Consider the following 240-nt stretch of genomic DNA (forward strand, 5'->3'; position numbering starts at 1 on the left):
GTACCGACACCCGCGCTGTACAGCGCCGTTGCGTTCGTCGTGCCGGAAGTCGGGCGCCGCTACGTCGGCATCGATTTTCCGGAAGATTGCGCGGATGCCGGGCTGTTTCGCGACGAAGGCGTCAACGGCGGCAAGTTCGACTTTTCGGATCGCCCCGGCTACGTGATTTCGGTCGGCCGCAGCGCGTCCTCGGTGCTCCGGAAAGCGCTGTCGCTGCGGAAGCGTTCGCGCGTGCTGTAC

The 240-nt window shown here is 65.8% G+C and carries 1 protein-coding gene; it reads left to right on the top strand.

Annotation, left to right across the window (positions count from 1 at the left end; genetic code table 11):
* Positions 1-240: hypothetical protein (locus tag SB751_RS34735; RefSeq protein WP_410749579.1), on the top strand; the 240-nt coding region annotated here is incomplete at both ends.

Origin of the sequence: Cupriavidus sp. SIMBA_020 (genome assembly GCF_046535395.1) — a bacterium.
GTDB lineage: Bacteria > Pseudomonadota > Gammaproteobacteria > Burkholderiales > Burkholderiaceae > Cupriavidus > Cupriavidus campinensis.